At 57.7% G+C, this 345-nt stretch carries 1 protein-coding gene; it reads right to left on the reverse strand.

Annotated elements, in window-relative coordinates:
* Positions 1 to 71: 71 nt before the first annotated feature.
* A partial coding sequence (locus tag XcodCFBP4690_RS22955) for a hypothetical protein (protein WP_208622784.1) occupies positions 72 to 345 on the reverse strand: 274 nt, incomplete at its 5' end.

The raw sequence follows: 345 nt of genomic DNA on the forward strand, positions 1-345 counted from the left end.
GGCGAGAACCCGAGGCTCCAAACGCGACTCTCCGGAGCGATGCCACATTCCGCCCTGTCAGGCATCGTTGTTCAGACCTTCCTTAGGTCAATGTAGTGCCCATCGAACTGCATCTCATCGAACGGCCGGATGTCTGCCAGTTCCTTCCATTTCGTCAAGGCCATGGGCGCCGAGAAAGCCATCGCCTGGTCGGCATTGTGCTCGCGCGAGCGTCTTATGAACGTCGACAGCGCTCTACGACCAGCATCGCGTGTGTTGAGGGCGACGTCCCCCCGATTTTGAGTAGCACCGCAGTTTGGAGTCCAATTCCCTACCCGACGGAGATTGGACGTGAAGAAACGTTTT

This window comes from Xanthomonas codiaei (assembly GCF_002939785.1).
Taxonomy (GTDB): domain Bacteria; phylum Pseudomonadota; class Gammaproteobacteria; order Xanthomonadales; family Xanthomonadaceae; genus Xanthomonas; species Xanthomonas codiaei.